The organism is Anaerostipes sp. (assembly GCF_018381315.1).
GTDB lineage: Bacteria > Bacillota > Clostridia > Lachnospirales > Lachnospiraceae > Anaerostipes.
Map to the genome: position 1 here is coordinate 62,614 of NZ_JAGZSD010000002.1, position 25,403 is coordinate 88,016.

Below are 25,403 nucleotides of genomic sequence, written 5' to 3' on the forward strand. Positions count from 1 at the left end.
AAATGTTTAACAAATGAATTAAAATGAGTCTAACAAAATATAATTTTATGCTATTATTTGGAGGATTTTAACATGGGAACACCGAAAGTAAGAACTATTGGAGTACTGACCAGCGGAGGAGATGCACCTGCAATGAACGCTGCCACAAGAGCAGTCGTCAGAGTAGGTTTGGAACGCGGTTTAAATGTAAAAGGTATCAGAAAAGGATATAATGGGTTATTGAACGAGGATATCATTGATCTGACTTCAAGACACACTGCAGATAGTATTTCACGGGGAGGCACTATTTTATTTACTGCCCGCTGTGATGAGTTTAAGACACCGGAAGGACAGAAAAGAGGCGCTGAGGTATGCCGGGAACAGGGAATCGACGGGCTGGTTGTTATCGGCGGAGACGGTTCTTTCCAGGGAGCGCAGAAACTTGCTGAACTTGGAATCAATACCATCGGAATTCCGGGAACCATCGACCTTGACATCGCATGTACTGAGTACACCATCGGCTTTGACACAGCAGTCAATACAGCCATGGAAGCCATTGACAAGATCAGAGATACATCTACATCCCACGAACGGTGCAGCATCGTAGAGGTAATGGGACGGGGAGCCGGTTATATTGCACTGTGGTGCGGAATGGCAACCGGAGCAGAAGATATCTTGATTCCGGAAAGCTTTGATGGCAATATGCCGAAACTGGAACAGCAGATCATTGAACATCTGCTCAGAAACAGGGCATTAGGAAAAACCCATCATATGATCATCAATGCAGAAGGTGTCGGACATTCCTACGGTATGGCTAAGAGAATTGAAGCAGCGACCGGAATTGAGACAAGAGCTACGATTTTAGGCCATATGCAGCGAGGCGGAAGCCCTACAGCAAAGGACAGGGTATATGCTTCTATGATGGGAGCCTATGCAGTTGATCTTTTATGCGCAGGAAAGAGCAACCGTATCGTCGGATACCAGAACGGAAAATTCATGGACATCGATATGGACGAGGGTCTGTCAATGGAAAAGCATGTGGATGACTATCAATTACAGATTGCCCATTTACTTGGAAAATAAAAAGATTTTATGGAAAAAGCGATCTTTTAAAGATGGCTTTTTCTGTATATAAGGAGAAATGAAAGGGAATGAAAAAGATTAAGCCGGTCCATATTATTTTATTTGGATTCTTATTTGTCATACTGATTGGGTCTGTTTTGCTGACATTGCCGATTGCGTCAAAGAGCGGCCAAGCCACGCCGTATATCAATGCACTGTTTACATCCACGACTTCGGTATGTGTTACCGGTCTGGTGGTGGAGACAACGATGACCTACTGGAGTACATTCGGGCAGCTGGTGATCCTGGTGCTGATACAGCTTGGAGGGCTGGGTGTTATAACATTCACCACAGGAATGTTCCTGTTTTTGAAAAAGAAGCTGACGATGAAAAACAGAATCCTGATTCAGGAGTCCTTTAGCTTGAATACAATGTCCGGTCTTATAGAACTGGTCCGCAAGATTTTAAAAGGAACTTTTATAATAGAAGGAATCGGAGCGGCGTTATTTGCGACACAGTTTATCCCTGAATTCGGGGTAAAATATGGTATATGGGCTTCTGTCTTTAATTCTGTATCTGCTTTCTGCAATGCCGGGATTGATATTATACAGACAGACAGTCTCAGAAGCTATATAACAAATCCAGTGGTAAATTTTACTGTAATGGCATTAATTATCCTGGGAGGTCTCGGTTTTATTGTCTGGAGAGATCTGCTTCGGGTATTCCGGGGGCTGATCCACAGGGAATTTCCGCTGAGAAGAGCCTTTGGAAAACTGAAGCTTCATTCTAAAATTGTGCTGTCCACCACAGTGATTTTAATTTTTATAGGAACAGTTTTTATTTTTATCTTTGAATATGCAAATACTAAGACTATAGGCAATCTGTCTCTGGGCAATAAGATCATGGCATCTCTGTTCCAGTCGGTAACTGTGAGAACCGCAGGATTTGAGACGGTGCCTCAGGCAGCACTGACAGAAGGGTCTTCACTGATCTCTATGATTCTTATGTTTATCGGAGGATCTCCGGTAGGAACAGCCGGGGGAGTTAAGACTGTGACCTTTGTTGTTTTGGTATACTGTGTGCTTGTAACAGTAAAACAAGAGGGTGCCATCCATATATTTAAGAGAACGATTCCGATGCATGTTATACCAAAGGCTCTGACGATTATTTGCGTCAACCTGATTGTGCTTCTGTCTTCTATTTTGGTTGTGCTGGTTTCTGATACAGCATCCTTTATGGATACATGTTATGAATGTGTCTCCGCATTGGGTACTGTCGGCCTTAGCAAAGGGCTGACTCCGGATCTGAGTGTCATCGGACGGCTGGCAATTATCGTCACCATGTATCTGGGCAGAGTAGGCCCGGTGTCATTGGCGGTAGGATTTGCTGTCCGGGGCAAAAAGAAAGTATTGGCAGCCTATCCGGAAGAAGATATAATTTTAGGATAAAGGCATTTTTTACATGATTTCCGTTCGGCTCTTAGAATGCCTCACTCCAATCATGTGAAAAATGGAGATAGTTTCTACAGTACAAATTGTATTTTGCGGAGATATATTTTACACGATATTATTGTAAAGGAGTAACGAAGATGGGAAAATCATATGCAGTGCTTGGGCTTGGCAAATTTGGAAAGAGTGTGGCTTTAAATCTTATGAAGGATGGGGCGGAAGTGCTGGCAGTGGATCAGAAAGAAGAGCTGGTCCGGGATATTGTGGATTATGTTACCTGTGCAGTCTGTGCAGATGTCACAGATATGGAAGTAATGAACAGCATCGGGCTGGAGGAAATGGACGGAGTGGTCATCGCCACTGCAGAAAGCCTGGAAGCCAGTGTCATGGCACTGATGATCGCAAAAGAGATTGGAGTGCCCTATATACTTGCCAAGGCGGACGGAAGGCTGAAAGGAGAGATTTTAAAACGGATCGGAGCCGATGAGGTGGTCTATCCGGAAGAAGAAATGGGAGCAAGGACGGCTTATAATCTTGTCAGCGGAAAAGTGATGGACCTGTTTGATCTGTCTTCCAAGACCAGTATTGTAGAAATTCATCTGAAAAAGGGATGGGTCGGAAAGAATCTGCGCCAGCTGGACATCCGCGGAAAGTACAACATTAATGTTGTGGCAATCCACAGCGGAGAGGACTTTAACGGAGCACCGGATCCGGACCAGATACTGAATGAGCGCGACAGCCTGATTGTCATTGGAAACAAAGAAGATTTAATTAAGCTCAGGTAGCAAAGGAATGAAGTGTATGCCGGGGAAGGCAGCTTGTGAAACAGATGGAGAAAATTCATGATTACAACATCACAGAATAAGCAGATCAAACAGGCAGTGAAGCTTTTAAAAAGCTCCAGAGAGAGAAAAAAGACCGGATTGTTTGTGGCAGAAGGGCTTCGTATGTTTCGGGAAATTCCGGAAGAACTCAGAGAAAAAGTGTTTGTTTCCAGTGATTTTCTGAAGGAGCATAAAGAACTGCTCCGGGGAATCTCATTTGAGGAAGTATCTCCGCAGGTGTTCCGGGAGATATCTGACACAGAGACACCTCAGGGAATTTTGTCTTTGGTAAGAATGCAGCAGCATTCGGTTTCTGAAATACTCAAACAGAGTGGCAGCAGCATTCTTCTGCTTGAAAACCTTCAGGATCCGGGAAACCTGGGAACGCTGGTCAGGACTGGAGAAGGTGCGGGAGTCAGCGGTGTTATTATGAGCAAAGATACGGTGGATATCTATAATCCCAAAGTCATACGCTCTACTATGGGTTCCGTTTTCCGGGTACCATTCTGTTACGTGGAGGATCTCTCTGAGACAGTAGGGCTGTTAAGGCAGCAGTCCATTCATGTCTATGCGGCGCATCTGAATGGTACAGATTATACGGATGAATCATATGATAAACTCAGTGCATTTCTCATAGGCAACGAGGGGAACGGACTGACGGACAGAATAGCGGCTTTGGCGGATAAGAGGATAAGGATCCCCATGGAAGGCCGGGTCGAATCATTAAATGCGGCTATGGCCGGAGGCCTTCTTATGTATGAGGCCAGACGGCAGAGAAAAGGAGGTAGCTGATATGTATACGGTATACTGGTTGATTGCGGTAGCTGTTTTCCTGTTGCTGGAAATATTAACTTTAGGCCTTACATGTATTTGGTTTGCAGTGGGAGCGCTGGCAGCAGCCATTGCCGCCGGACTGGGACTGCCATTTATTGGACAGCTGATCCTGGCTGCGGCAGTTTCCTGCATTGTCTTTGTGTTTGCAAGGCCGTGGGCACAAAAGTATTTGAACAACAAGACAGAAAAGACTAATGCAGAAAGTCTGATTGGGAAAACAGGCATCGTTAAAAAAAGGATTGTCAATATCAAGGGGCAGGGAATGGTCTATATCCAGGGAATGGAATGGACAGCACGCTCTGCCGATGATGGAGAGATCCCCGAAGACACAGAAGTAGTCGTAGAGGAAATTAAAGGTGTGAAACTAATCGTGAGCAAGAAATAGGAGGTGCAGAATGTTTATATTACTAATAATTTTATTTGTTATCATCGTTATGGCCATGCTTTCCAGTATCCGGATCGTACCGCAGGCAAATGCATATGTGGTAGAGCGTTTGGGAGCGTTTAAGGAAACATGGTCTGTGGGACTTCATATAAAGGTTCCTTTCATTGACCGCGTGGCGAGAAGAGTAAACCTGAAAGAACAGGTTGTGGATTTTCCGCCTCAGCCGGTTATCACAAAGGACAATGTTACTATGCAGATTGACACCGTTGTCTATTTTCAGATCACAGATCCGAAGCTCTATTCCTATGGAGTTGAAAATCCGATCATGGCGATCGAAAATCTGACTGCCACAACATTAAGAAATATCATCGGTGACCTGGAACTCGACCAGACATTGACATCCAGAGAAACAATCAACACAAAGATGCGTGCCACTTTAGATGAGGCAACAGACCCGTGGGGAATCAAAGTAAACCGTGTGGAATTAAAAAATATCATTCCTCCGGCTGCTATTCAGGATGCCATGGAAAAGCAGATGAAAGCGGAAAGAGAACGAAGAGAAGCGATCCTCCGTGCAGAGGGTGAGAAAAAATCTTCCATTCTCCGTGCAGAAGGGCATAAGGAATCCGTGATTCTGGAAGCAGAAGGTGATAAGGAATCTGCGATTCTGCGGGCAGAAGCCAACAAAGAAGCGACCATCAGGGAATCAGAAGGACAGGCAGAAGCGATCAAACAGATCCAGAAGGCGAACGCAGACGGTATTGAATTCTTAAAGAAAGCATCACCGGACAATGCCGTACTCCAGTTAAAGAGCCTTGAAGCCTTTGCAAAAGCCGCAGACGGAAAGGCTACAAAGATTATTGTTCCATCTGAGATCCAGGGAATTGCAGGACTGGTGAAATCAATCACGGAAGTAGCTGCAGACGAAAAACCTTCTCTGAGGGAGGAAATTGAAGAGAGTTTGACCAATTCTTCAAAATAAGATATAATATCCATTAGTGTGTACTTTTTCAAAACGAAAAGGCACGAATATTATCATTTAGGAGGAAAAAGGAATGAGATTGAAAAAAGTTTTAGCAGTAGGTCTCGCAGCTGTTATGGGAATCAGCCTGGTTGCATGCGGCGGCGGAAATAAGAAAGACTCCAAGGAAAAGACATATAAGATTGCATCTGACACAACATTTACCCCGTTCGAATTTGAAGATAAGGATGGAAACCGTGTAGGGATCGATCTTGATTTATTGGATGCGATTGCAAAAGAAGAAGGGTTTAAATACAAAGTCACAGCAGTTGGCTTCGATGCTGCAATGGCTTCCGTAGAGTCCGGACAGAGCGACGGAATGATCGCAGGTATGTCTATTACCAAGGAAAGAAAGCAGAAATATGATTTTTCCGATGCTTACTATGATTCCAAAGTAGCATTCGCTGTGAAAAAAGGCGGAAAGACATTTGATAATATTAAAGATAAGAAAAAAGCAGAAAAAGAAGCTCTTTCCAGCCTGAAAGGAAAGACTGTGGCAGCAAAAGTAGGTACAGTTGGTGCAACATATGCCAACAAAAATGCTGACAAATACGGCTATAAGGTAAGACAGTTCAAGGATTCACCAACCATGTATCAGGCAGTGCTGACTGGAAATGCAGCAGCATGTTTTGAAGACTTCCCGGTAATCTCTTACCAGATCGGGCAGAAGGATCTGAAATTACAGGTTGCTTTCACATCTGAGAGCGGAAGCCAGTATGGATTTGCTGTAAAGAAGGGCAAAAACTCTGAGCTTGTAGAGAAGTTTAACAGCGGATTAAAGAAGATCAAAGACAACGGAAAATATCAGGAAATCGTTGATAAATATACTAAGACTAAGTAGGCGGACAGATTATGAACTTTATAGAACTATTTCAACAGTATTTTCCGTCGTTCTCGACGGCGCTGGGACTGACACTGCAGCTTGCCCTTGCTTCCCTGATCTGTGCCAGCATCATCGGTATTATTTTTGGTATGTTCAGCGTATCAAAAAACAAAATACTGAACATTATCTGCAAAATATATGTAGATATCATCCGCGGAACTCCATTAGTGGTACAGGTTTTTATTATGTATTACGGAGTGGCAGGAGCTTTCCTGCAGCCGATGGATTTAAACTGGGATGATTTCGGCGGGCCGTTTGTGGCCGCAGTTGTAGCTCTCAGCTTAAATGCAGGAGCTTACATGGCTGAGATTGTCCGCGGAGGAATCGAGTCTGTGGACAAGGGTCAGATGGAGGCGGCAAGAAGCCTCGGTCTGCCTTACGGAAAAGCTATGTCAAAAGTAATCCTTCCTCAGGCGATCCGGACCATGCTTCCTTCTATCATCAACCAGTTCATTATTTCCATCAAGGATACCTCTTTAGTCTATGCGATCGGTATCCGGGAACTTACGATGAACAGCCAGATTATAACGGCCAATGAGCCTACATCTGTCATGAGTATCTATGTGATGGCAGCCATCTACTATCTGGTAATATGCACCATCCTTTCTAAGGTGGCAAATGTTGTGGAAAGGAAGTTGTCCTATGGAAAATAAAGACAAGAGAAAAGTAAAGGTTCAAGTAAGAGGACTGGTTAAAAGCTTCGGCGATTTAGAAGTATTAAAAGGGATGGATCTGGAAGTTGCGGACGGGGAAGTTGTCTGCCTGATCGGCCCTTCCGGTTCCGGAAAGAGTACATTTTTAAGATGTCTCAACCGCCTGGAAACTATTACGGGCGGAGAAGTCGTTGTGGACGGTTTTGATATCACAGACAAGGGAACAGACATCAATAAAGTGCGGGAAAATATCGGCATGGTATTTCAGCATTTTAACCTGTTTCCTCATAAGACTGTTTTAGAAAATATCACTATGGCTCCGGTCCAGTTAAAGAAAATGACGCTGGAGGAGGCCAAAACAGTAGGCATGGACCTGCTGAAGGATGTTGGACTTGAGGAAAAGGCTTCTGTCTATCCGGCTCAGCTTTCCGGAGGCCAGAAACAGCGTGTGGCCATAGCAAGAGCTTTGGCAATGCATCCTGATATTATGTTGTTTGATGAGCCGACGAGTGCCCTTGACCCTGAGATGGTCGGAGAAGTTCTGAATGTTATGAAACAGCTGGCAAAGAACGGAATGACCATGGTTGTGGTAACACATGAGATGGGATTTGCACGTGAAGTTGCAGACCGGATTATTTTCATGGATGCAGGATATATCGTTGAACAGGGAGAACCCCACGAGCTTTTATCAAATCCGAAAGAAGAAAGAACAATCAATTTCCTGAATCAGGTATTATAAAGACGATACAAAACAACCGCTTCTTATGAATGGATAAGAGGCGGCTGTTTTTCTATAGTGTCTCAGAAAAGGAGGACTGCGATGAAGACAATATTGTGTTATGGGGATTCCAATACATACGGTTATAATCCGGACAGCGGATACAGATACCCATACGAGCAAAGATGGACAAGTATCTTAGAAAAAAATTTTTACGGCCGCGCCAGGGTAATCCCGGAGGGGCTCAACGGGAGAACTACCTGCTTTGAAGATGAGATCCGACCGGGAAGAAACGGCTATACTTATCTGGAACCGTGTCTTCACTCTCATGGTCCTGTAGATCTGGTGATTTTGATGCTTGGCACCAATGATCTCAAGATCCGGTTCCAGCTGACTCCGGTGGATATTGGGAAAGCCATTGAGAGGCTGATGAAAAAAATACTGGAAGTAACGCCGCAGAAAAGAGAAGACGGCAGACCGGCGGACATTCTGCTGGTTTCTCCTATTTTAGTCGGAGAAAATATACGGGAGGTTTCTGACGGTGAGACAATGGGATTTGAAAGAGCCTGTGATTATTCTAAACGTCTGGCTTCTGTATACAAAGAATGGGCCGAATGTTACGGGGTTTATTTTTTGAATGCGGCACAGTATGCAGAACCGTCTGAAAAAGATGCATGTCATCTGAGTGCCGAAGGCCATCGAAAGCTCGGAGAAGCCATCAGTAAGGCTTGTGAAAACATATGGAGTGCTATATAATGATTGTTATGCAAAGCCCATAAAACGGAGGAAGAAAGATGAATTTAAAAGGAAGAAATTTTTTAACACTGAAAGATTTTACCCCGGAAGAGATCGGCTATCTGCTGGATCTTGCGGCAAAGTTAAAAGCAGATAAGAAAAAAGGAATTACAGGAGACAGTCTCAAAGGCAAAAACATTGCTCTTATATTTGAAAAGCCCAGCACAAGGACAAGATGTGCATTTACGATCGGGTGTATTGACGAGGGAGGACATCCTGAATATTTGGGAAAAGACGATATTCAGCTTGGATATAAGGAAAGTGTGGAGGATACAGCCAGAGTTCTCGGAAGAATGTTTGACGGTATTGAATTCCGGGGATTTTTACATGAGAATGTGGAGAAACTGGCAAAATACAGCGGAGTACCGGTATGGAACGGCCTGACGGATGACTACCATCCGACACAGATACTGGCTGATTTTCTTACCCTGAGAGAACAGTTCGGGCAGTTAAAGGGGCTGAACTTCGTTTTTGCAGGAGACGGACGAAATAATATGGGCAATTCTCTGATGATCGGCTGTGCAAAAATGGGTGTAAACTTTACTTGTCTTGCGCCGAAGAGCCTTTGGCCGAAAGAGGAGCTGATTCATCAGTGCAAAGAGTACGCAAAGCAGTCCGGTGCGGAACTTATTTTTACAGAAGATACAGATGCAGTAAAAGGAGCAGACTGCATTTACACAGATGTTTGGTGTTCAATGGGAGAAGAAGATAAGGCTGCAGAGAGAGTAGCTCTGTTAAAGCCATTCCAGGTCAATGATGAACTGATGAAAAAGACCGGAAAAGATACGAGCATCGTCATGCACTGTCTACCGGCGGTGAAAGGCAATGAAGTCACGGAGGATGTCTTTGAGAAGCATGCAGAAGTGATTTTCGATGAAGCGGAAAACCGTATGCATACGATAAAGGCGGTCATGGTTGCGACTCTTGGAGAAAACTAAGCAATGAAAGAAAAGATTCTCAGGGAATTAAAACAGCAAGACGGTTATCTGTCCGGACAGGAGTTGTGTCAAAAATTCGGTGTTTCAAGAACAGCAGTCTGGAAGCATATCAAGGCTTTGAGGGAAGAGGGATATGTTATTGATTCTGTCAGCAACAAGGGCTACAAACTGGTTCAATGTCCGGATGTGCTGTGCGCCGAAGATATTCAAAGCAGCCTTTCAACCTGCTGGCTCGGCAGAACAGTAAAGGTCATGAGAACTGTGGATTCTACCAATCTGGAGGCAAGGAGGCTTGCAGAGCAGGGGGCTGCTCATGGGACCCTTGTGACTGCGGAAGAACAGACCTCCGGGAGAGGAAGAAGAGGCCGCTCATGGATCTCCGTGCCGGGACAGGGCGTCTGGATGAGTTTTGTACTGAGGCCTGATATTGAGCTTGAAAACAGTTCCATGCTGACTCTTGTGGCGGCTCTGGCAGTAGAGAAAGGGATCAAAGATGCAGCAGGCATTGACGGAAGCATCAAATGGCCGAATGATGTACTGATTAACGGGGAAAAGGTCTGTGGAATCCTTACAGAGCTGAGTGCACAGATGGATGAGCTGAACTATATTGTCGTGGGTATTGGAATTAATGCAAACATTGACCACTTTCCGGAGGAAGTCAGGGACAAGGCTACTTCCCTGCTTGCAGAAGCAGGAGAACCTGTAGACCGGACAAGGCTTTTGTGCCAGGTTCTGAAGCATTTTGAACAAGACTATGAGATCTTTCGAAAGACAGAAGACTTTTCTGCACTGATGGACGAATACAACAGTTTTCTTGCCCACTATGGACAGGAGATCAAGGTAGTGCGGGGAAAGGATGAGTACATCTGCCGGTCCGGAGGGATTAACAGGCGGGGTGAACTTACAGTGGAAGATTCCCTTGGCCGGACACAGGAGATATTTTCCGGAGAAGTTTCAATCAGAGGAATTCATGGCTACAGTGTATGACAGGAGGAAGTATGTATCAGGAGACGATGGTCCTTTGCGGTTCCAACGGATATGAAAAAAAATATTATTTAAATGAAGATTTTGAATCTCTTCCCCAGCAGATAAAGGATGAACTGAAGATTGCCTGTGTTTTGTATACGGAGGAAATCGGAGGCATCCTGACTTTGGAGTTTGATGAAGAAGGAAAGCTTTCATTTAAGACAACAGCCGCAGACAATGATTATTTTTATGATGAAATTGGAAGTGCACTGAAAATAAAAGAAATGCAGCGGGACAAAGCAGATCTTTGGGAATCGCTGGAATTGTTTTTCAGAGTGTTTTTTCTGGGAGAAGAGGTATAGAGATGTTATTGACAATGGATGTGGGAAATACCAATATTACAGCAGGTATTTTTGTGGATAAGGATCTGGTGGAATTGTTCAGGATTACTACAAAGCTGCCCAGGACTTCCGATGAATTCGGGATTCTGATCCGGGATATGATCGCTGCAAAAGGTCTTGACACGAGAGAGATTGATGCAGCTATTATCGGATCTGTAGTGCCGAATATTATGTATTCCCTGACGAACGGGATTATCAAATATTTCGATGTGACGCCAGTGATCGTGGGACCCGGCATTAAAACAGGGATCAACCTTGGACGCCTGAATCCCAGGGAAGTGGGAGCAGACCGGATCGTGGATCTGGTAGCAGCCTATGAGATCTACGGGGGTCCTACATTAGTAATCGATTATGGGACAGCGACGACCTATGATGTTGTGACGGAAGACGGCGTCTTTTTAGCCGGGGTGACAGCCCCGGGCATCCGTACTTCTGCCAACGCCCTCTGGAAAGGAGCCGCAAGGCTTCCGGAAATAGAAATTAAGACTCCGGAGAGTATTCTTGCCACAAATACGATTACAAGCATGCAGGCAGGGCTTATGTATGGCGTTATCGGTGAGACAAAATATATCATTGAGCAGATGAAAAAGGAAACAGGGTTCGAAGACATGAAGGTTGTCGCCACAGGAGGACTGGGCAAGATGATTTCCAAAGAAGTTCCGGAGATCAACTGTTTTGATGACACACTGACATTGAAGGGATTGCGGATTATTTATGAAAAGCAGCAGTAGATTAAATCCATTGGCCATTGGAGATATTAAAATAGAACATCCTTTTTTACTAGCTCCAATGGCAGGAGTTACAGACCTTCCTTACCGGCTTTTATGCAAGGAGATGGGAGCGGGGCTTCTCTATACAGAGATGGTCAGCGCAAAGGGAATGTACTATAACAGCCCCAATACAGGCCCGCTTCTTGAGAAAGAGGAAACAGAGAAACCCATTGCCGCCCAGATTTTTGGATCAGAGCCGGAATTGATGGCGGATATGGCTGTCCGGATGGAGGAAATGGGTTTTGATCTTATCGACATTAATATGGGATGTCCGGTTCCGAAGATCGTAAACAACGGGGATGGATCGGCTTTGATGAAAAACCCTAAGCTGGCCGGGAAGATCATCCGCAGTATGGCAGATAAACTGAAAGTGCCGGTTACCGTAAAGATCCGGAAAGGCTTTGATGACCGGCACATCAATGCAGTAGAGATGGCTAAGATTGCAGAACAGAGCGGCGCAGCGGCAATTGCTGTTCATGGCAGAACAAGAGAGCAGTATTATTCCGGGAAGGCGGACTGGGATATTATAAGGCAGGTAAAAGAAGCAGTGACCATTCCGGTTATAGGAAACGGGGATATCAACTCACCCTTGGATGCTGAAAGGATGCTCGCCGAAACAGGCTGTGACGGCCTAATGATTGCCAGAGGTGCCAAAGGAAATCCTTGGATTTTCAGAGAGCTGTGCTGTTATTTTGAGACAGGAGAACTTCTTCAGAGACCGGAGATGAATGAGATTACAGAGATGATTCTCAGGCATGCCAGGATGATGATAGAATATAAAGGTGAGTATATCGGGATTCGGGAGATGAGAAAACATGTATCGTGGTATACGCACGGACTTGCCGGAGCAGCAAAGCTGAGAGATCAGGTAAATCATGCAGAGAGTATTGAAGAACTGGCTGACCTTATAAGAGGATACGAGAAATAGGAGGGCTTAGTATGGAATTATGCACATGTATTGTTCCGTGTTTTAATGAAGAAGAAGCGATTCCTTATTATTATGAAGAAATGCAGAACGTTATGCCGAAAATCCCGGATCTGAAGTTTGAGCTGCTGTTTATTGATGACGGCAGCAGTGACGGTACGCTTAAAGTTCTGAAAGAGCTTGCACAAAAAGATGACAGGGTCAGGTATATTTCCTTTTCAAGAAATTTCGGAAAGGAGGCAGCACTTTATGCAGGTCTTCAGAATGCTGACGGGGACTATGCAGTAACGATGGACGTGGATTTACAGGATCCTCCGTCACTGATTCCGGATATGTATAAAGTTATTCAGGAAGGCGAGTATGACAGTGTAGCTACCAGAAGGGTCACAAGAAAAGGTGAGCCTAAGATCCGGTCATTTTTTGCAAGGAAGTTTTATCAGATTATTAATAAGATGTCAGATGCGGATATTGTAGACGGGGCAAGAGATTTCAGGCTTATGAAACGTTCCATGGTGGATGCTATCCTGTCAATGAAAGAGTATAACCGGTTTTCAAAAGGTATTTTTGGATGGGTCGGTTTTAAAACCAAGTGGCTGGAATATGAGAATGTGGAAAGGGTGGCAGGAGAAACGAAATGGTCGTTTTGGAAGCTGTTCCATTATGCTATGGAAGGGATTATTGCTTTTTCTACAACTCCGCTTTCCATTGTATCTGTCATTGGAGTGGTGATTTGTATGCTTTCCTTTATTCTTTTGATTGTAATCATTATCCGTGCGCTTCTGGTAGGAGATCCGGTTGCCGGCTGGCCGTCTTTGGTGTGTATTATCACTTCACTAGGTGGTGTGCAGCTGCTTTGTACCGGAATCGTGGGATTATATTTATCAAAGACTTATCTGGAGGCTAAAAGCAGACCCATTTACATTGTAAAAGAGAAAAACTAAAGAAAGAGAACAATCCTTAGTTGACAAACAAATTACCGCTGGGATATAATTTACGGATGAGCGTGTACGAACCAGACGGACAGAAGTATTGATATAGAATGAAAGGAAGCGAAAATATGGCAGAAGCAAAGAAGAATATTCTGACTCAGGAAGGATTAAAGACTTTAGAGGATGAATTACAGGATTTAAAAGTAGTAAAGAGAAAAGAAGTTGCCCAGAAGATTAAAGAAGCAAGAGAGCAGGGTGACTTATCGGAGAATGCAGAATATGATGCTGCGAAAGACGAGCAGAGGGATATTGAGGCAAGAATCGAAGAGTTAGAGCAGATCCTGAAAAATGCTGAAGTTATTGATGAAGAGTTCCAGCATGGTGTCATCAGCCTTGGCTGCCTTGTAAAATTAGAAGATATGACATTTAATGAAGAAGTGACTTATCATATTGTAGGTTCCACAGAGGCGGATATCTTGAACAATAAGATTTCAAATGAAGCACCGATCGGAAAAGCACTGCTTGGGGCTAAAATCGGAGATGTGGTAGAAGTGGAAGGCGTAGGCCAGGTCAATAAATATAAAGTTTTAGACGTAAAGAGAAAGTAAGAGGATTGGAAAGTGGCAGAACAGAACAAAGATATGGGTGAACTGGTCAAGGTACGGAGAGATAAGCTGGAAGAGCTGCAGAGTGCCGGGAAAAACCCGTTTGAAATTATGAAGTATGATACAACCCACCATTCCATGGAGATTAAAGATCATTTTGAAGAACTGGAAGGGGAAGAAGTAGCGGTTGCGGGAAGGATGATGTTTAAAAGGGTCATGGGGAAGGCCTCTTTCTGCAATATCCAGGACCTGCAGGGCCGGATTCAGGCATATGTGGCAAGAGATGAGATCGGTACAGAGGAGTACAAGGATTTCAAAAAAATGGATATCGGAGACATCATCGGGATCAAGGGAACTGTATTTGCAACAAAGACTGGTGAGAAGTCTATTCATGCAAAGGAAGTTGTCCTTTTATCCAAAAGCTTAAAGCCGCTTCCGGAGAAATTCCATGGATTAAAGGATACGGATGCAAGATACCGCCAGAGATATGTAGATCTGATTATGAACGAAGAATCCAAAGACACATTTATCAAGCGTTCTAAGATCATCAGTAAGATCCGTTCTTATTTAGACGGACAGGGATTTATGGAAGTGGAGACCCCGATGCTGGTTGCCAATGCCGGAGGAGCTGCGGCGAGACCGTTTGAGACTCATTATAATGCGCTGGATGAAGATGTAAAACTCCGTATTTCTCTGGAGCTTTATTTAAAGAGGCTGATCGTAGGCGGACTTGAAAAGGTATACGAGATTGGCCGTGTATTCAGAAACGAAGGCGTGGATACAAGACATAACCCTGAATTTACATTGATGGAGTTATACCAGGCATATACTGATTATAACGGTATGATGGATCTGACTGAAAATATGTACCGTTATCTTGCACAGGAAGTCGTAGGAAGCACAACGATTACGTACAATGGCATTGAGATGGATCTTGGGAAACCGTTTGAGAAGATTACAATGGTGGAAGCGGTAAAGAAATATGCAGGGGTTGATTTTGACGAAATCCATTCACTGGATGAAGCAAGGGCGGCTGCAAAGGAACATCATGTAGAGTACGAAGAACGCCATAAGAAAGGTGATATCCTTAATTTATTCTTTGAAGAGTTTGTAGAGGATAAACTGATTCAGCCTACATTTGTCATGGATCATCCGGTTGAGATTTCTCCGCTTACAAAGAGAAAACCTGAAAATCCGGACTATGTAGAACGTTTTGAATTTTTCATGAACGGATGGGAAATGGCAAACGCATATTCTGAGCTGAATGATCCGATCGATCAGAGAGAACGGTTTAAGGCTCAGGAAGAACTGTTGGCTCAGGGAGATGAGGAAGCCAATTCTACAGATGAAGATTTCCTGAATGCGCTGGAAGTTGGAATGCCGCCTACAGGAGGGATCGGATTTGGGATTGACCGTATGGTCATGCTGCTGACAGACTCATCTGCTATCAGGGATGTATTGTTATTTCCGACAATGAAGTCATTAGACAAATAATTGAGGCAAGAAAGCCCATATATAAGCAATTTTTAATAAAAAACAGTTATTAAAGAATCAAATTTTACATCACATTTAAATCATGTATTTTGTAGTTCAATAAAGAATCTGCGGATAAATGTGAAAAAAGTAATTAACCAGCTGTGAGGTGTGAACCTTATGGCTGGTTTTGTGTTACCATAAAAAGGGAAGGTATTCAAACATATAAAATGTAATAAAGATCCAGAATTTTACCTGATGTTATTGTGCTTAAGTGGTATAATTTACATATAGTTCATGAAGAATATCAACTTATAAAGTATCAGCCGATTCGTAAAATTTGCAAGAACTCTTATAAAAATATTGTAATTAGATATCACAATAAGGAGGAATTTTATGGGAGAAGTCATAAAAATGAATACATCTGAAGATTTAGAAGTATTAAGCGGAGAAAATGAAATAATTCGAGTTGCAGAGGATATGCTGGATGATGTAAAAAAGCAAATTGAAGTTGGAAATACAATTAGTATTCCAATAGCTGAACTTGCCACGTTAGGGGCAGGAGTGTCGTCTTTGATTCCATCATTACATACAGTGACACAAACTACAACGGTCAATGTAAATGGGTTATTTCAATTAGCGAATGCAGAGATTGGAGATACTTTACAAAAAGCAAAGAATGGAAATTTTTGGGGCGCGCTTAAGACATCTACGGGAAAATCTAAGTTTGTACAGTTACAAGAGGCTGGACCTTTATCTGCGTCAACAGCTACTGTTCTGCCGATTGATCCGGCAACAATGATGATGGCAGCAGCATTATTTTTAATAGAAAAAAAACTGGACGGAATTGCTGAGATGCAAAAGCAGATTCTTGATTTCTTGGAAAAAGAAAAGAAATCAGAAATAGAAGCTGACATTGAAACACTGATCTATATCGTTAATAAGTACAAATCAAATTGGGATAATGAAACTTATGTAAAAAATAACCACAAGCTGGTTTTGGATATTCAGAGAACTGCCCGTAAAAATATGCTTTTATATCAGAAAGAAGTATCAGGGTTGCTTAATTCAAAGCAGTTAATTACTGTTCAGCTGCAGGTGAAATCAAAATTGGATAAACTGCAGGACAAATTTAAGTTCTATCGATTATCGCTTTATATCTATTCATTAGCATCATTATTAGAAATTATGCTTAGTGGGAATTTTAAAGAAGAGAATATCTCTGGTGTCAAAGATGAGGTGGTGTCATTGGCAAATACATACAGAGAAATGTTTAGAAAGGCATCAGAGAGCATAGAAAAAGAGAGCGATTCTTCCTTGGAAACAAATTTGCTAAAGGGATTAGGCGTGGCAACAAAAGGAGCTGGAAAACTTATTGGTGCAATACCTGTTGTAAAGGAAGGACAAGTAGATGAATTTCTTCAGGGCAGTGGTGCAAAGATCAAAAAAAATGCTAGTGAATTAGAAATGAAATATGTCAAAGAGTTTGCATCTATCGCTAATCCCGAAATATCAGGAATTATACAGCAAATGAATGAAATGGTTCGTATATATAATCATACGTCACAAATTTATTTTGATGAAAACAGGATATACATTGCAAGTGCCGAATAACAGAGGAACGCATGTGAAAAGACGGTGTTGTAGGGAAGATATAAGAGTTTAAAGGTAGCAATTATAATTTTTCCGAAAAGAATCCGATATCCAAATTACAGGATAGCGATATTCAGTAAATCATGGGACACAGAGATACTGCAACTACTATGGTAGTATATGCAGAAGATATCAAAAAGGCAATAGAAGAAACAGAAATTGAAAGGGAGACTGAAAAAACAGTCTCTCTTTCTTATTGAACAGAGAAACTATTTGCCTTTGGCAAATCGCATTTGCCGCGCAAAGTGTACAAACCTTTCAAAGAATGAGGCGTTGGGGGAGAAAAAGAGGTTTGCAGAGATACTGTAACGTAAGATGTTCAATCGGAATAAAATGTATTACAAAGATAAATAAAGGAAGGATAAGTGTGTTAGTAACCTCTATTATAATTGCTGCGGCTATTGTCATTATAGCTGTACTGGCTGTTCTAATCGTATGGCGGATCAGAAGCCGCCGGTTTCGACCAAGTGCGGATAAGAAGCAGCAACAGATGGATTTAAATGCCGACCTCAAAGATGCGGGGTTTGCATATGAAATAAATGGTGATTACTTTTATTCTTTAATGAACTGCTGGCAGCGGGAAGTAGGATACTGCCGCCTTTACGATGAAGCAGCACCCATGTTTAATATGATCATGGACTGTGAGCCTGTTACATTCTCTTATGGAGGGAAAAGATGGCTGATAGAACTGTGGAAAGGGCAGTACGGAATTACAACCGGAGGAGAAATAGGTATATACAATACAGAAAGGGAAGACATTGATGATGAAAGGTTTCGGGGAACTTTTTACGAAAATATAAGAGATGACGAGAGGCTGCCGCTGTCTTTTGTCCTGAGGAAAAATGGAAAAGTCATTCTGCGCCGCAAGGCTGTCCATTGGTGGCTGACTGGTTTTAAGCTTGGAGAATTTTCTGAAAAAGATTCCCTTACTATGGATGCATCCATAACGTTTCCAAATCCGGAAATGAGGAATGCATTTACAGACAGCCTGAGAAATCTTGGATATGGAAGAAGGGAATTTTCTGTCCGAAAAAATACAGTGAATATACATTATACGGAGCCTCATTCTGTGCAGCCGGAAGCCCAAGATGGATTGAGTGAAGCTGTGGTCCAGAAAACAAACAGAAATAACTGCAGATTATATGAATTCTCTACTGAAAAGTACAGTGATACACTTGATAAAGTGGAATATATAAAGGCAGTTATGCCGGAACTCTACACAATATTTGTGGATTCTCTCTATGCAAAAGGCCTGTATGGAGCATTTGAATGGATTATTGACTGGCTGAAGGGAAAGAGGCCGCATCCGCCAAAACCGCCATGCCCGCCAAAACCACCATGTCTTCCAGAACCGCCATGCCCGCCTAAGCCTTCATGTCCTCCGGAACCGGTATGCCATCCATGCCCGCCGAATCGGGGATGCAAGCCTCATGACTGCTGCTGCCGGAAACCAGATTCCTGCAGAGACTGCGGAAAACAGAGGGAAGAATGAGTTACAGGACAGTAAAGCGGAAACTGGACCGGGTTTATGCACATGCGCCGGTTTTATCATTTGACTCTGGTTCTAAATTGGTGATTATGAGTGACTGCCACCGGGGGCAGGGAAACGCAGGAGATAATTTTCTTGCTAATCAGGCAGTATGCTTCGGGGCATTGGAATATTACTTCAACGGAGGATTTACCTATATTGAACTTGGCGACGGGGATGAACTGTGGGAAAACAGGAAATTAAAAACCATTGTAGAGGTTCACGATGATATCTTTTGGATGCTTTCGAGATTTTATAAGAAGAAACGGCTCTATATGGTTTATGGAAACCATGATATTGTCAAACGGGATAAGAATTATATGAACCGCCACTGCGGACATTATTATTGTGACTGCGATCGTGCGAATCAGCCTCTCCTGCCGGAAATTACTGTGGAGGAAGGATTGGTTTTCCGAAACAGTGAAAATGGAAAAGAATTATTCATGGTTCACGGTTATCAGGGGGATTTTCTGAATGATACACTCTGGCCTCTTGCCAGGTTTTTAGTAAGGTATGTATGGCGCCATATGGAACTGATTGGATTCTTGGACCCTACCGGTGCCGGGCGGCCGAGGAAAGCCAAAGAACGTGTAGAGAAAAGACTGGCCGATTACAGCAGTGACCGGAAGCAGATTTTGATTGCAGGCCATACGCACCGTCCTGCTTTTTCTAAGCCGGAGGAAGGATTTTATTTTAATTCCGGGAGCTGTGTGCATCCGCGCTGTATCACCTGTATAGAGATTGAGCATAATATAATCTCTCTCGTGAAATGGTCTGTCCGGTCCGGAGAGGACCGGATTCTGAGAGTGGAGAGAGAAGTTCTGGAAGGTCCGGCAGATCTTGCGGAATATTGTCAGATGAGCTGAAGTAAATAAAAGAGTAAACAATGAGGTACAGACGCCTTGGTCTGTACCTCATTTTGTGATATAATGTCAACATGTCCGGCGGTGCGGCTAAAAAGGAGGGGTAGATCCTGTGATTTCAGAAAAAAAAGTGAAGATTATGACTGCTCTTGCTCAGTATGAAAAAAAAGAGGGAGCAAAAGATTTGAGGATAAACCGATACAGCTGCAGCGATTATGTAAAAATGGAAACAATGAAGGTAGGGGTTGCTTTAGTGGTATCACTTATACTTCTTACCGGAGTTATTATTATATTTCAAATAGAAAATGTGATTTCCATGATGCGCAAAGGGACCATTGCCGTGCCTGCAGTATTCATACTATTCTGTTTTGGCATTCTTTTTTTCTGCTATGTAAAAGCCACCCGGGCCAGGGCAGAACGACGCTATAATGAGGCTATGGTACGGATTAACGCATATGAGAGACAGCTGGAAAAGCTTCTTGAAGTTTATGAGGAAGAAGAGAACGAGGATAACAGCCCGAAGATAGATACAGAGGAGTTGGCAGATGGAAAAATTATTGATTTATAGGGAAAAGCTTATAAAGTTCCTTTCATCCCATTGGCAGGTCTGCGGACCTCTGGGAAAGTTCATTGGAGGATTGTTTATATTTTATGTGATCAATTCCCTGTTTGGATATTCTAAAATACTGAGCCAGCCGTTCAGCACATTGGTTTTGGCGGGAATCTGTGTATTTCTGCCGTTCTCTATGACATTTCTGCTGTGCAATCTGATCATCATCATTCATTTGTCCATGGTATCGGTCGAGATAGCTATATTGTATTTGATTATTGTCGGGATATACTATCTTTTGTATCAGCGTATGTTTCCTGAAATGAGATATTTGTTTTTTATGACCCCGGTGTTCTTCTTTTTTCATTTGTCTGCCGTGATACCGCTGTTTGTAGGTACATTCATCGGCATCACCGGAATACCGGCGATTGTCATGGGAACATTTCTGTATATTTTTGCACAGACAGTACAGAGCGGCGTTGTACAGGTAAACAATGGTTCCTTTGGAAGCCAGTTGTATAATTTTGTACTTCAGGGAACGATAGAGAATAAGGAATTAATTATTTATATTCTTTGTTTCATATTTGTGGCCGCCCTGATTGTAGGGATCCGCAGAATGCAGGTAGACTATGGCTGGTATTTTTCGATTTTTATCGGAGGTATTGCCTACGTAATTATTGTGCTGGTAGGAGGATTTTTTACCGGAAATCATGTAGATATCGGTGGCGAACTGGTCATTGCGGCAGTGAGTATCCTTGTGGTGATGATCATGCAGTTTTTTCAGATTGTCATTGATTACTCCAGAAAGGAAACGCTGGAGTTTGAGGATGAGGATTACTACTACTATGTCAAAGCGATTCCCAAAAGCAGGGTGAATGAGGAAGAGATTAATATCACCAAGATTAATCCTGCCGGAAAGAAATTTGGATTTAAAAAGCATAAGGGAGAGTAGATTTGGAGCAGTTTTTATCAGTCATTGAAAAATATTTATATTGGTTATCCATTCCGCAGATGTCGATCACGGATATTCTGGATATCCTGATCGTCAGCGTGCTGATTTATGAAATCGCCAGATGGATCAAAAATACCAGAGCCTGGACTCTTCTGAAGGGGATTATGCTGCTTGTATTTGTGGCCATGGCGGCTTATGTATTTCAGCTGCACACAATATCCTGGCTGATTAACAATACTATGGGCGTTGGCGTCACTGCGGCGATTATCGTATTTCAGCCGGAACTCAGAAATGCCCTGGAACAGCTGGGCAGGAAGAATCCCATTGTGAACCTGTTTTCATCCGATGAAAGCCGGGATCAAAAGGTTGGATATACAGACCGTACGATTCAGGAGATCGTAAGAGCCACCATCGAGATGTCTAAGGTGAAGACCGGCGCGCTGATTGTGATGGAAAGGGAAGTGCCGCTGGGAGAGTATGAGAGGACAGGGATCCCTGTAGACGCCAAGATGAGCAGCCAGCTGCTGATCAATATTTTTGAACATAATACACCGCTGCATGACGGTGCGGTGATCATAAGAAATAACCGTATTGTATCGGCAACCTGCTACCTGCCTCTGAGCGACAGCCTGGAGATTGAAAAAGAACTGGGAACCAGGCACCGGGCGGCAGTGGGCATCAGTGAGGTTTCTGATAGTGTGACGATTGTTGTCTCTGAAGAAACAGGAGGCATTTCCATAGCACAGGGAGGCAGAATTTACAGAGAATTGACTCCGCAGCAGCTGAGAGACCGGCTGGCCGTGGTTAAGAGTGATTATAGTGACGGAAGAAAATTCAGGCTTTGGAAAGGATTGAACCGCAATGAAAGAAAAATTAGGAAATGATCTTGTCTTAAAAATATTTTCTCTTGTCCTTGCCATCCTGCTCTGGCTGTTTGTTATCAATACAGAGGATCCGGTGATAACCAAGTCGTTTTCAAATATCCCTGTGGATATGCTCAACGAGCAGGTACTGGATGAGCTGAACCGGACCTATAAGATCACGGAAGGCTCAACAGTGAGCTTTACAGTCAAAGGGAAGAAGACTGTGCTTGACAAGCTGAAGAAAAGCGATTTCAGAGCTACGGCGGATGTGTCTTCCATGTCTAAGGTAAACTCTATCCCGATTAAGATCGTGCCGCTGAAGTTTGCTGACCAGCTGGAGATCGTATCAGGCAATAATCAGAGTGTCAAAGTAAAACTGGAGGACCTGCGCAGGGTACAGGTTCCGGTGACAGTAGAGACGACAGGAAGACCGGCAGCGGGATATGCGGTAAGCAGCAGGACAGCGGCCCCGAATCTGATCTCTATTTCCGGACCTAAAAGTGTAGTCAAGCAGGTAAAATCCATTAAAGTGATCGTGGATGTATCCGGCCTGAAGAGAGATGTATCCATCACTCATAAGGTTGTCTGCTATGACAGTGAGGGAGAGCAGGTTGATCAGTCCAGACTGAAGCTGGATGACGACGAAGTCAAGGTAAGGATCAAATTCAGCCGGACTAAGACTGTACCGATTATAGTAAAGACAAAAGGGACTCCGGCTAAGGGATATGCACTTGGAAGCATTGATTATTCTCCAGAGGAGATAGAGATTACCGGAGAAAAGGATGTTCTGGATGCAGTGGATGAGATTGCGCTGTCTACGATTGATATCAGCAACAGCACAAAGAGTGTAGAAAAGACCATTAAAGCGGAAGACATCAAGCTTCCTGAAGGTATTACATTCGTAAAGGATACCAGCAAAATTGAAGATATTGTTGTGAAGGCAAATATTGAGAAGAATAAAAAGCGCACCATTACTCTCTCTACAGATCAGATTCAGCTGATTAACAACAAGAATAATTACCACATAGAATTTGACCAGTCGGAAGTGCCGATCAAGGTTACAGGGTTAAAATCTGTTGTAGATGAGTTGACAGCAAAGGATTTGAATCCTAAAATTGATGTGTCGGTCTATGAGACCGGAACACATACAGTGCAGGTACAGCTGAAAGAAGTGAAAAACATGGACATTATAGGGAATGTCCAGGTGAAGATTACAGTAACAGAATAGGAGTCTAATTATGAAGACAATGTCAGTCGTCCTTCCGGCTTACAATGAAGAACAAATGATAGAAAAGACGGCGAGAACGATTTCGGAGATTATGGAGAAAGAAGAAATAAGCTATGAATTGGTTTTCGTCAATGACGGATCAAGGGATCAAACTTGGGAAAGGATCGTCAAGGTATCGGAGATGAATCCAAATGTAAAAGGTGTCTGTTTTTCCCGGAATTTTGGAAAAGAAGGGGCTGTGTTTGCAGGACTTGCCAGTGCTTCCGGGGATTGTGTTGCAGTTATGGACTGTGATCTCCAGCATCCGCCTGAGACTTTGGTGACAATGTACAGGCTCTGGGAACAAGGGTATCAGGTCATCGAAGGAGTAAAAGCATCCAGAGGAAAAGAAGGGTTCATTCACAAGTTTTTTGCAAAAACATTTTATAAGATCATCAGCAATGCCACTGGAGTAGATATGTCCAGAGCATCGGATTTTAAACTTCTTGACAGAACTGCTGTAGACGAATTTTTGAAACTGCCGGAACGAAATGTATTTTTCCGTGCACTGTCTTCCTGGGTAGGTTTTAAGACTACCTATGTAGAATTTCATGTGCAGGAGCGTGAAGCAGGGGAATCAAAATGGTCCATGAGATCACTGTTTAGCTATGCTATCAATAACATTACATCTTTCAGTGCCGTGCCGATGCAGATTGTTACATTCTGTGGCGTTATATTCTTTTTATTTGCAGTAGCTTTGGCAGTGCAGTCTCTCTATTTATACTTCATGGGAAAGGCAGTGGCAGGTTTTACCACTGTGATCCTTCTTTTGCTGATCATTGGCAGCATTTTAATGTTTAGCCTGGGAGTGATCGGATATTATTTGTCAAAAATATATGAAGAAGTAAAGATGAGACCCAGATATATTATTTCGGAAATTACGAAACAGAAAAGATAAATAAAACAGCGGGGGGATATCAAGAACGATTTCCCTTCGCTGTTTTATTTTGGGTTTCCTTATTCCAGTCGGAAGCTTTGATCCAATTTTCAAAATAATGCATCTGTCTGTGTTTCCATATTGTATGGCGCTCCCGGTTATAGAACGGGAACATCTTCTTCTTGATCTTCATATATTTAGGGGCCTCAGGAGGACCGATTGGTTTCTCAGTGGGCAGCTGGCGGTAATACTTGCCGAAATAGTATAGATGGTCAAAAACATGTTCCTTCTTTGCGGCAGATGTGACGAGATTGGAGGTTCCAATATGGTGAGGATGCCCGTACTCACCTTCGGGATTATGGGTGGCAATCACTTTCCACTTTTTATACCGCAGCAGAGTCCGGATATTTTGTTCAATCTGGTTTTTGTACGGCTCCCATGAAACTCGTTTTCTATTTACGTAGTCCGGATAATTCAGCATGATACTGGGTGAGCCGGCAACATTCATAGCATATTTAAATTCCTTGTATCTGGTAAGATGATATGTACTGGCATTGGTCAGGCAGACGACAAGGTACCGGTCCTTTGCCAGATGTGCTCCGCCCCATAAGGATTCATCATCCGGATGAGCTACGATCATGAGGTTGTCAACACCTCTTAAATCTAACGTGTCAAGGTATTGTGGGGTGGCGTCTTCCTTCACAGGAAATGAAGAACTCACGGCAGCCAGTCCCATGGCAAACACCAGAGTCAGCGAAAGCATTATCTTTTGTAATCTGTCTAATTTCATAACTTAATCTCTTTCCGGCTGGGTGTGTTTAAATACTAAGAATTTGCTGATAAAGTAGTTTACAATCACTACGATCACCTGAGTTTCCAGTTTTGCAAGCCATTTGGACTGTCCGATGAATTGTACAAGGACATACACGCCGCCGACTTCAATGACCATGGTAGACAGACGGCCCAGAACAAACCTGTAAAACTCTGACAGTACTTCTTTCCATGAACTGCAGCTGGATGAGAAGACAAAAAGTTTATTGACGACATACGCAAAGAGGATTGCGGCGATGACAGAAATAATGTTGCTGACAGTATAGTTAATCTGAAAGGTATAAACTAGTACATTGAAGATTACCAGATTTACAAGAGTGGTGCATCCGCCGAAGAAGAGATAGCGGAGTCCTTGATTATACCAAAGTTTTTTAATTAAATTAATCATAATAGCATCCTTTTCATAAATA

Annotated in this window: 27 protein-coding genes and 1 pseudogene; 26 read left to right on the forward strand and 2 right to left on the reverse strand. The window is 43.1% G+C overall.

The features are described 5' to 3' along the window. The first annotated feature begins 72 nt into the window (after positions 1–72). The 26 genes and pseudogenes from pfkA to KH180_RS01755 all read left to right on the forward strand — a co-directional run bounded on the left by pfkA (position 73) and on the right by KH180_RS01755 (position 24,183). The gene (gene pfkA, locus KH180_RS01630) at positions 73–1,062 is read left to right on the forward strand and encodes a 6-phosphofructokinase (protein ID WP_290755738.1); all 990 of its coding nucleotides are present in this window, start codon (positions 73–75) and stop codon (positions 1,060–1,062) included. A gap of 68 nt (positions 1,063–1,130) precedes the next feature. After that, entirely contained in the window at positions 1,131–2,489 is a 1,359-nt protein-coding gene (locus KH180_RS01635; protein WP_290755740.1) for a TrkH family potassium uptake protein, read from the forward strand. 140 nt (positions 2,490–2,629) lie between these two features. Further along, positions 2,630–3,274 carry a potassium channel family protein gene (locus tag KH180_RS01640; RefSeq protein WP_024726545.1) on the forward strand — a complete coding sequence of 215 codons (645 nt, stop codon included), beginning with the start codon at positions 2,630–2,632 and terminating at the stop codon, positions 3,272–3,274. Positions 3,275–3,331: 57 nt separating this feature from the next. Then, positions 3,332–4,105 (forward strand): TrmH family RNA methyltransferase, encoded by a 774-nt coding sequence (locus tag KH180_RS01645; protein ID WP_290755744.1) that lies wholly within the window; start codon positions 3,332–3,334, stop codon positions 4,103–4,105. A 1-nt stretch (position 4,106) separates the two neighbouring features. Beyond that, positions 4,107–4,532 carry an NfeD family protein gene (locus KH180_RS01650; protein ID WP_290755746.1) on the forward strand — a complete coding sequence of 142 codons (426 nt, stop codon included), beginning with the start codon at positions 4,107–4,109 and terminating at the stop codon, positions 4,530–4,532. Positions 4,533–4,542: 10 nt separating this feature from the next. Beyond that, positions 4,543–5,514 (forward strand): SPFH domain-containing protein, encoded by a 972-nt coding sequence (locus tag KH180_RS01655; RefSeq protein ID WP_290755748.1) that lies wholly within the window; start codon positions 4,543–4,545, stop codon positions 5,512–5,514. A gap of 73 nt (positions 5,515–5,587) precedes the next feature. Then, entirely contained in the window at positions 5,588–6,394 is an 807-nt protein-coding gene (locus KH180_RS01660; RefSeq protein ID WP_290755751.1) for a transporter substrate-binding domain-containing protein, read from the forward strand. Positions 6,395–6,405: 11 nt separating this feature from the next. Beyond that, entirely contained in the window at positions 6,406–7,089 is a 684-nt protein-coding gene (locus tag KH180_RS01665) for an amino acid ABC transporter permease (RefSeq protein ID WP_290755754.1), read from the forward strand. Continuing rightward, positions 7,079–7,828: an amino acid ABC transporter ATP-binding protein gene (locus tag KH180_RS01670; RefSeq protein WP_290755755.1), complete on the forward strand. Its 750-nt coding sequence runs from the start codon at positions 7,079–7,081 to the stop codon at positions 7,826–7,828. Before KH180_RS01665 ends, KH180_RS01670 begins: the two co-directional genes overlap by 11 nt. Positions 7,829–7,909: 81 nt before the next feature. After that, positions 7,910–8,563, forward strand: coding sequence for an SGNH/GDSL hydrolase family protein (locus tag KH180_RS01675; RefSeq protein WP_290755757.1), 654 nt, complete (start codon positions 7,910–7,912; stop codon positions 8,561–8,563). 38 nt (positions 8,564–8,601) lie between these two features. Beyond that, on the forward strand, positions 8,602–9,540 hold the full coding sequence (argF, locus tag KH180_RS01680) for an ornithine carbamoyltransferase (RefSeq protein ID WP_290755758.1): 939 nt from the start codon (positions 8,602–8,604) through the stop codon (positions 9,538–9,540). A 3-nt stretch (positions 9,541–9,543) separates the two neighbouring features. Continuing rightward, positions 9,544–10,527: a biotin--[acetyl-CoA-carboxylase] ligase gene (locus tag KH180_RS01685; protein ID WP_290755760.1), complete on the forward strand. Its 984-nt coding sequence runs from the start codon at positions 9,544–9,546 to the stop codon at positions 10,525–10,527. Between the two features lie 11 nt (positions 10,528–10,538). Next, positions 10,539–10,868 (forward strand): DUF6145 family protein, encoded by a 330-nt coding sequence (locus KH180_RS01690; RefSeq protein WP_290755762.1) that lies wholly within the window; start codon positions 10,539–10,541, stop codon positions 10,866–10,868. 2 nt (positions 10,869–10,870) lie between these two features. Then, positions 10,871–11,638, forward strand: coding sequence for a type III pantothenate kinase (locus KH180_RS01695; protein ID WP_290755764.1), 768 nt, complete (start codon positions 10,871–10,873; stop codon positions 11,636–11,638). Continuing rightward, positions 11,622–12,605 carry a tRNA dihydrouridine synthase DusB gene (dusB, locus tag KH180_RS01700; protein WP_290755765.1) on the forward strand — a complete coding sequence of 328 codons (984 nt, stop codon included), beginning with the start codon at positions 11,622–11,624 and terminating at the stop codon, positions 12,603–12,605. The genes KH180_RS01695 and dusB overlap by 17 nt, the downstream gene beginning before the upstream one ends. A gap of 11 nt (positions 12,606–12,616) precedes the next feature. After that, on the forward strand, positions 12,617–13,543 hold the full coding sequence (locus tag KH180_RS01705) for a glycosyltransferase family 2 protein (RefSeq protein WP_290755767.1): 927 nt from the start codon (positions 12,617–12,619) through the stop codon (positions 13,541–13,543). Between the two features lie 116 nt (positions 13,544–13,659). Further along, a complete protein-coding gene (gene greA / locus KH180_RS01710; protein ID WP_290755769.1) occupies positions 13,660–14,139 on the forward strand; it encodes a transcription elongation factor GreA in 480 nt (159 codons plus the stop codon). 12 nt (positions 14,140–14,151) lie between these two features. Beyond that, positions 14,152–15,624 (forward strand): annotated as a pseudogene (lysS, locus tag KH180_RS01715) (lysine--tRNA ligase); the annotation flags it as partial. 381 nt (positions 15,625–16,005) lie between these two features. Continuing rightward, positions 16,006–17,223 carry a hypothetical protein gene (locus tag KH180_RS01720; protein ID WP_290755772.1) on the forward strand — a complete coding sequence of 406 codons (1,218 nt, stop codon included), beginning with the start codon at positions 16,006–16,008 and terminating at the stop codon, positions 17,221–17,223. Between the two features lie 406 nt (positions 17,224–17,629). Next, positions 17,630–18,754, forward strand: coding sequence for a DUF4474 domain-containing protein (locus KH180_RS01725; RefSeq protein WP_290755773.1), 1,125 nt, complete (start codon positions 17,630–17,632; stop codon positions 18,752–18,754). Next, positions 18,751–19,656: a metallophosphoesterase family protein gene (locus KH180_RS01730; RefSeq protein ID WP_290755775.1), complete on the forward strand. Its 906-nt coding sequence runs from the start codon at positions 18,751–18,753 to the stop codon at positions 19,654–19,656. Before KH180_RS01725 ends, KH180_RS01730 begins: the two co-directional genes overlap by 4 nt. A 109-nt stretch (positions 19,657–19,765) precedes the next feature. Further along, positions 19,766–20,221, forward strand: coding sequence for a hypothetical protein (locus tag KH180_RS01735; protein ID WP_290755777.1), 456 nt, complete (start codon positions 19,766–19,768; stop codon positions 20,219–20,221). Then, a complete protein-coding gene (locus KH180_RS01740) occupies positions 20,199–21,155 on the forward strand; it encodes a hypothetical protein (protein ID WP_290755778.1) in 957 nt (318 codons plus the stop codon). The genes KH180_RS01735 and KH180_RS01740 overlap by 23 nt, the downstream gene beginning before the upstream one ends. A gap of 59 nt (positions 21,156–21,214) precedes the next feature. Further along, positions 21,215–22,039 (forward strand): diadenylate cyclase CdaA, encoded by an 825-nt coding sequence (gene cdaA / locus KH180_RS01745; protein ID WP_290756037.1) that lies wholly within the window; start codon positions 21,215–21,217, stop codon positions 22,037–22,039. After that, entirely contained in the window at positions 22,017–23,246 is a 1,230-nt protein-coding gene (locus KH180_RS01750) for a CdaR family protein (RefSeq protein WP_290755780.1), read from the forward strand. Before cdaA ends, KH180_RS01750 begins: the two co-directional genes overlap by 23 nt. 10 nt (positions 23,247–23,256) lie before the next feature. After that, positions 23,257–24,183, forward strand: coding sequence for a glycosyltransferase family 2 protein (locus KH180_RS01755; RefSeq protein WP_290755782.1), 927 nt, complete (start codon positions 23,257–23,259; stop codon positions 24,181–24,183). Between the two features lie 19 nt (positions 24,184–24,202). Here KH180_RS01755 and KH180_RS01760 read toward each other — a convergent pair whose 3' ends face one another. Beyond that, the gene (locus KH180_RS01760; RefSeq protein WP_290755784.1) at positions 24,203–24,952 is read right to left on the reverse strand and encodes a PIG-L family deacetylase; all 750 of its coding nucleotides are present in this window, start codon (positions 24,950–24,952) and stop codon (positions 24,203–24,205) included. Between the two features lie 3 nt (positions 24,953–24,955). After that, the gene (locus KH180_RS01765) at positions 24,956–25,381 is read right to left on the reverse strand and encodes a GtrA family protein (RefSeq protein ID WP_290755786.1); all 426 of its coding nucleotides are present in this window, start codon (positions 25,379–25,381) and stop codon (positions 24,956–24,958) included. Between the last annotated feature and the right edge of the window lie 22 nt (positions 25,382–25,403).